The organism is Pseudomonas sp. Ga0074129, assembly GCA_001465025.1.
Lineage (GTDB): Bacteria > Pseudomonadota > Gammaproteobacteria > Pseudomonadales > Pseudomonadaceae > Aquipseudomonas.
In genome coordinates, this window is sequence record LNDO01000051.1 from 20,545 (window position 1) to 27,102 (window position 6,558).

Here is a 6,558-nt window from a genome sequence, read left to right on the forward strand (position 1 = left end):
GCAGACAGCCGCATTCTGCCTCTTAAAAGGAAGAAGCTTATGCCCACGCCAAATCTGGCCGAAATCCCCAGCGAACTGCTGGCAGATTTTCGCCTTGAATCCAGCGAACAATTCCAGCGCTGCGAGCAGTTATTGATTGAGCTGGAGCACTACCCCGATGACAGCGAACGCCTGCGTGAGTTATTCCGCTTAATCCACACGCTCAAAGGCAACCTTGGTTACATCGGCCTAGACACCCTAATGCCGCTGCCACAAGCCATGGAAGACATGCTCAACCAGCTGCGAGCCAACACACTGGCATTTGACAGCCTGCTGGGCGATGTACTGCTGCTGAGCCTTGATCACCTTAAAGAGCTGATCCGCCATGCGCTTGGCGGAGCCGACACCCGACTTAGCGACAACCAGCGACAAGCACTCTGCAAGGCACTCAGCGCCTTGGCCGTAGCACCGCCCTCACAGCAAACACAATTACGCAGCGCATTACTGCTGCAACTGGACCCTAGCTCTCAACCAGCAAAAACGCCGACGCTCGCAGCACCAGATGCAAGCGCGAGGCTCCGGCACTACGGCATCGAGCCGGACGCCGACCTGCTGTTTTTTGTCGATTTGATGCAGGCCAGCGAACGCCGCTCACACTTTTGGCAAGGACGAGGCTTACGCCAGCTTGATCTGGCATTGGCAATCAACCAATTGGGCGGCAGCCCTGAACAACCGGCACAACTGGCTGCCGCCATTTGCCTGCATGATTTAGGCATGGCGTTTTTACCGCTGGAGTTGCTGCACAAACAGACACCACTAAACCGCGAAGAGCGTCGCCAAATGCAATCACACCCGCGCCTGGCTTATGAGCTGCTAAAACGCATGCCAGCCTGGCAAATGGCCGCCGAAATTGCATTGCAGCACCAGGAACACGTCGACGGCAGCGGCTACCCCAAAGGCCTGCAGGAAATCGAGATCAGCCCCGGCGCTTTGATTCTCAGCATTGTCGACACCTTTGAGGCGCGCACCCACGAACGCGCCCACCAAACACTCAACAAACGCCCACTGCTGCGCGCCATTTTGGAAATCAATAACCTAGCGGGAAGTCAATTCAGCGCTCACTGGGTCGAACTGTTTAATCGAGCACTGCAACAAAACCCTGCACTCGCCCACCGCTGAGCACACCAGGAACGTAGAACGACTTAAAACGACTTAAAACGACTTAAAACGACTTAAAACGACTTAAAACGACTTAAAACGACTACAAGCCTCAGCGCCAATTCGCGTAACCCAGCACCCATTGGCTTAATGCGAACCAGAGCGCTGCCTTGCCAGACACCTGCAGGGAGGCGCGCCCCAGCCGCATTTATCACTTGAAATCATTCGAGGCGACTAGCGAGGCGCAGGACGAAAACAGCGTAAGAAATTACCAACCCCGCCCCCTGCGCAGCAGGAAAGGCCCAAGCTTAAGCAGCGCCTAGATTAAATCGAACAACAGCCATGGTAGTCTCTGCTGTATTACGGGTTGCTAAGTGCCCGTGCCGACTTAAAGGAGAATCACCATGGAAATCAACATCGGTATTGCCGAACAGGATCGCGCGGCCATTGCTGAAGGCCTTTCGCGTCTTCTGGCTGACACTTACACCCTGTACCTGAAAACCCATAATTTTCACTGGAACGTCACAGGCCCGATGTTCAACACTCTGCACCTGATGTTTGAAGGTCAATACACAGAGCTTTCGTTGGCGGTGGACCAGATTGCCGAACGCATCCGTGCACTGGGCTTCCCTGCGCCAGGCACCTATGCCGCCTACTCGCGTCTGTCCTCTATTAAGGAAGAAGAAGGCGTACCCAGCGCTGAGGACATGATCAAACAACTGGTTCAAGGCCAAGAAGCCGTCGTGCGGACCGCTCGCGGTATTTTTCCGCTGCTCGATAAGGTCAGCGACGAACCCACAGCCGATCTGCTGACCCAGCGCATGCAGGTGCATGAAAAAACCGCCTGGATGCTGCGCAGCTTGCTCGCGGTGTAAATCAAAACCAGTAGATTGCCGAACCAATAGCGCTGCCACTGCCTTTCAGGTGCGTGGCAACGCTGCTGGTAGCAATAAGCTGCTGCAAAACCCTAACGCTTAATTGAATACCCGACATAAATCAGCCAGCTCAAGCACATTTAGCCTAATGCCCTGCCTAGCGCAGAGTATTTTGCTAGGCGTTGCGGTGGCCGCTGCTCTATGCTTTGTTCAACTGCGATTCAGCCTCAGTGACGTGCATGAACAAACCCGCTAAAGCACCCAGCATTATCGAACTGTACCCCGAGGAGACCCGCGAAGCGGCCACGCTCCTGAAAAAGGCGGTACCGTTAATGATGCGCCACGACATACCGCCCAACCCTGTTCATTACGCGCTCTGGTACACCTACAGCAAAGGCCTTGATCTAGAGCTCAACCGGCGCTTGGATAAAACCGTAGCTGACTTTGACAGCTTCCCACCTGAAACTGCCGCCAAGCTGTTCCGTGATTTCATCATCAAAGGTGAGCTTGAAGAAGCGCGGGCCGGGCAACAACAAGTGATCGAACTGGTTGATGACATTGAAGGCAATGTCTCACGCAGCATCCTTGGCAGTCGTAATTATCAGATGAGCTTGGAACATGGCCTTGCTGCACTGCAAGAACCCATCATTGATGACTTGCCCAATGTCCTGACCGAACTGCAACACAGCACGCAATTGATGCAAGACCAACAAGACAAGTTTCTGAGCCGCCTCAGTGCAGCCCAGCAAGAGATCAAAAATCTGCGCAGTCAGCTCGAGCGCGCCCACGTAGCGGCCACCCTAGACAGCTTGACTCAGGTGTTCAATCGCAACGCCTTTTCGCGCCTACTTGAGCAAACCCTCGCCAGCCAGCACGATGGCGTTGCCTTGGTCATCCTCGATATTGACCATTTCAAGCAGTTCAACGACCAGTACGGCCACCCACTCGGCGACCGCGTACTGCAGCATGTTGGCCAGCTACTGCGGGAGACACTGCCGGCACGCGGCATAGCGGCACGCTATGGCGGTGAAGAATTCTGCATTATTTTGCGCGATTGTTTCGATGTCGAAACCGCCCACGCTTTTGCGGATCAGCTGCGAATGAAGATTCAATCATTGCGCATCAAGGTTCGTAGCACCGACCAGGTACTGGACACCATAACGGCCTCATTCGGCTACGCGCTGGCGCGCAATGACGACACCATGGAAAGCCTACTGACTCGCGCCGACGATGCGCTATATCAGGCCAAGCGCGATGGCCGCAATCAGGTAAGTCCAATACTCGGCGGGGCTGTGCGCAGCGCCTGATTGAGAACCCCCCCTCTTTACTGTTAAATACGCCCGTGCTGCCGGCCACCTGTTAACCGGCGCATAGGCTGGTTACACGCGCTTGATACTCCTCACATAGCAATGCTGCGCACCCAGCTCTTCCTGATCAGTTATCGACATTAAGCGAGCTCAAACACCATGTTGAAAATCGTCCACCTGCTAACCGGCGCAGTTGTTCTGCTGCTGTCTTTCGTACCCTCCCTGCGTGATGCCTCTGTTTCTTTTATGCAACAACCCGAAGCCCTGTGCCTCGCACTTTTCGGCCTGATGAATCTGTTACTCGCGCCACAACTTCCCATCTGGCATTCCGGCTTACGCCATCAGCTACAAAATCTTGTTTCGGCATTGCTCATACTCGGCACGCTGCTGCAGGCGCTTATCCTGCTTGCCCCACTGCCATTAATTGCCGACCTGCCCGCCAGCCTGTTTAGCCTCGTTATTATTGCAGCCGCTGTGGCACTGCACCTGGCAACGAACACTCGCCTCAGTACACGCAGCATCACCAGCACGCAGGACCTGGGCGACCGCGAGACCGGCACCGTCAAGTGGTTCAACACTTCCAAAGGCTTCGGCTTTATTTCTCGCGATTCGGGTGACGATATTTTCGTGCACTTTCGCGCCATTCGCGGTGAAGGCCACCGCGTACTCGTTGAAGGGCAGCGCGTAGAGTTTGCCGTCATGCAGCGCGACAAAGGCTTGCAAGCTGAAGATGTAATTGCCGCACTCCCGGCCCGACGTTAAGCAATACAACGGAAAAGGCCCGCATTTTTGCGGGCCTTTATCGTTTCAAGCGCACCTGATAGGCACCCTACACAGCTCAACAACTGCGCACGTCAGGTTGCCGGGCATCTGACCGGCACCCTACAAGATTTCTATAACAGGCCTGATTCAACAACACCGAATACACTTCAATAACACTCACACCACTAAAGATAACGGCAAACGTCAATAATGAGGCGGCGGCGCTTCATCCTCAGCCATACCGAACTGCGAACCCACTTCTTCCTGACGCTTGATCAAGGCGGCCATTTGCAATTGCACTCGCTCCAGCAAGCGTTGCTGAGCCACCAGTGCATCGTTGAGCGCTTGCAGAGTGTCATCCTGAAAAGCCAAACGACTCTCCAGTTCGTTGATACGTGCATCCACATCCACTTAGAAATTCTCCGCAAAGCAAAAATCGTTCGTCAGCACCAACTGCAGCCGCGCCTTTAAAGCACTCAGTTGCTCGAGGGTGTAGGGCTGCGCAGGATTACGCCCCCAAACCGGAGCCGGCCAAGCCGCATCATCACGTCGCCGCGCAATTACGTGCATGTGCAGTTGGCTGACCACATTGCCCAACGTCGCCACATTCATCTTGTCGGCAGCAAAACAGTCCTTAAGCCTCTCGGCAAGAACCGTGGTTTCCCGCCACAACTGCACCTGCTCACCTGCATCCAGCTGAAACAGTTCGCTAGTGTCTTCGCGACGCGGCACCAGAATAAACCAAGGGTAGTGCGCATCATTCATTAACAGCAGCCTGCACAGCGGGTAATCCCCCAAACAAATAGTGTCCTGCTGCAAGCGCGCGTCTAGGGCAAACATAGCCTTCACCTTTAATAGTTTTTTGCTCATTGGCTGCAGATCAATACCCACATAACGCAATTGTGAGTGATTGAGCCAAGGTCACATCATGACTTAATTTGAACAACATACCGCTGCTGCAAAGCATAACCCCTCACAGGCAGGCAGGCAGCAAAGGCTACAACGCTGGCGCGCACCAATAGACAGCAGCACGCGGCACCACCACAACTACACGCACCAAAACTGTTCCCTTAGGTAATCACCTCACCACGCACGAACACCCTACACCGCTTCAGGAGGAGACATATTTGCGCAGAATGCAGAAAAATTAGCACGCAAAAAACCTGCAAAACCACTTATCCACAAAGAAAACCACTAAATAAAAATCATGAACCACAGTAAAACCCAAAAAATCCGCCATACTCGTTTTAATTAACGACAGAAAATCGGCTTTTCTGATTTTGTGCACGACTATTGCTTTAACAACCACGAGACCGCACAGCGCGCCCCGATGTCGCTCAACGGTAATGGGGTAGCAAAGGCAAAAACACGTCAGCAAGGACTTGCAGCGCGCACGCCTGATCTACAAAAATGCGACATGATTCATAAGGTTTTGCGACACAGCCGTGAAGAATTCGTTATGAATAGATTGCAACTATCGCCAACATTGGCAGCGTGCTATAAGTTATTGCCGACACAAAAAGAAAGAGCTGTCCATACAACAAACAGCCGGACGGCGCAACTTTTCTAAACCAAAGGAGCAATCACGATGCAAGTGATGAAGTGGAGCGTAATCGCCCTCGCAGTAGCAGCGGGCACCACCCAAATGGCAGTGGCTTCCAGCCAGTCCGAATCCAAAGGCTTTGTTGAGGACAGCAGTTTCAACATCCTCAACCGCGCACTCTACATGAACCGCGACTTCCGCAATGGCGGCAACATTCCTACTGTTGACTCAGATGGCGACAACATTGCCGATTCAGAGTTCAAAAACGGCTACCGAGAAGAAACCGGTCTTGGCATTCGCCTAATGTATGAATCTGGCTTCACTCAAGGCACTGTGGGTGTCGGCGTAGATGCTCACTCGCTCAGCAGCATCAAGATTGATAGCGGCAAAGGTCGACACAGCAATGGCCTGTTTGCAACCACTGACGACGGTAGCGCTGACGACACACAAACAGAGGTTGGCGGTGCTGTTAAGTTCCGCATTTCCGATACCGTCCTGAAGTACGGAAACCAGATGACTGCCAGTCCAGTCTTTAGCACTGATGACAGTCGCATTCTCCCGGAAGTGGCTACTGGTACTTTGCTGACCAGCAACGAAATTGAAGGTCTGGAGCTTACTGCGGGTCGCTTTACCGCCCTTAACAGCCAAGTCAGCACCTACAACGACAGCCTCGGCCTGAAAGAGATTAACATTATTGGTGCAAGCTATAGCTTCACTGATAATTTCAGTGGCGCACTGCATGCTTCTGACGCTGAAGAGCTGTACAAGAAGTACTACGCCAATCTGAACTACAACCTGCCGATTGCAGAAGAGCAATCACTGAACTTTGACTTTAATATCCTGAATTCATAGAATAAGTGCAACGCTTGAAACGATAGGCAGAGGGCCAGCCACCGGTAGAATCCAGGCTCTCACACCAAAGGATTCAAGCGCA

General features: G+C 53.2%; 6 protein-coding genes and 2 pseudogenes. 6 read left to right on the top strand and 2 right to left on the bottom strand.

Annotated elements, in window-relative coordinates; all coding sequences use genetic code 11:
* Positions 1-39: 39 nt before the first annotated feature.
* The 5 genes and pseudogenes from AUK77_RS04495 (at position 40) to AUK77_RS04515 (ending at position 4,081) form a co-directional block, all read left to right on the top strand.
* A complete protein-coding gene (locus AUK77_RS04495) occupies positions 40-1,158 on the top strand; it encodes an HD domain-containing phosphohydrolase (protein WP_296126660.1) in 1,119 nt (372 codons plus the stop codon).
* A gap of 383 nt (positions 1,159-1,541) precedes the next feature.
* Positions 1,542-2,012 carry a Dps family protein gene (locus tag AUK77_RS04500; RefSeq protein ID WP_296126662.1) on the top strand — a complete coding sequence of 157 codons (471 nt, stop codon included), beginning with the start codon at positions 1,542-1,544 and terminating at the stop codon, positions 2,010-2,012.
* Positions 2,013-2,251: 239 nt separating this feature from the next.
* On the top strand, positions 2,252-3,319 hold the full coding sequence (locus AUK77_RS04505; protein WP_296126665.1) for a GGDEF domain-containing protein: 1,068 nt from the start codon (positions 2,252-2,254) through the stop codon (positions 3,317-3,319).
* Between the two features lie 159 nt (positions 3,320-3,478).
* Positions 3,479-3,799, top strand: a pseudogene (locus tag AUK77_RS04510) (cold shock domain-containing protein membrane protein); the annotation flags it as partial.
* A 57-nt stretch (positions 3,800-3,856) separates the two neighbouring features.
* The gene (locus AUK77_RS04515; protein WP_169852850.1) at positions 3,857-4,081 is read left to right on the top strand and encodes a cold-shock protein; all 225 of its coding nucleotides are present in this window, start codon (positions 3,857-3,859) and stop codon (positions 4,079-4,081) included.
* A 204-nt stretch (positions 4,082-4,285) separates the two neighbouring features.
* Here the strand turns inward: AUK77_RS04515 and AUK77_RS04520 are convergent, their stop codons facing one another.
* On the bottom strand, positions 4,286-4,492 hold the full coding sequence (locus AUK77_RS04520; RefSeq protein ID WP_296126668.1) for a SlyX family protein: 207 nt from the start codon (positions 4,490-4,492) through the stop codon (positions 4,286-4,288).
* A complete protein-coding gene (locus AUK77_RS04525; protein WP_296126670.1) occupies positions 4,493-4,921 on the bottom strand; it encodes an HIT domain-containing protein in 429 nt (142 codons plus the stop codon).
* 748 nt (positions 4,922-5,669) lie between these two features.
* On the opposite strand from AUK77_RS04525, the pseudogene AUK77_RS04530 reads away from it, so the two are divergent.
* Positions 5,670-6,461 (top strand): annotated as a pseudogene (locus tag AUK77_RS04530) (OprD family outer membrane porin); the annotation flags it as partial.
* Positions 6,462-6,558: the final 97 nt, after the last annotated feature.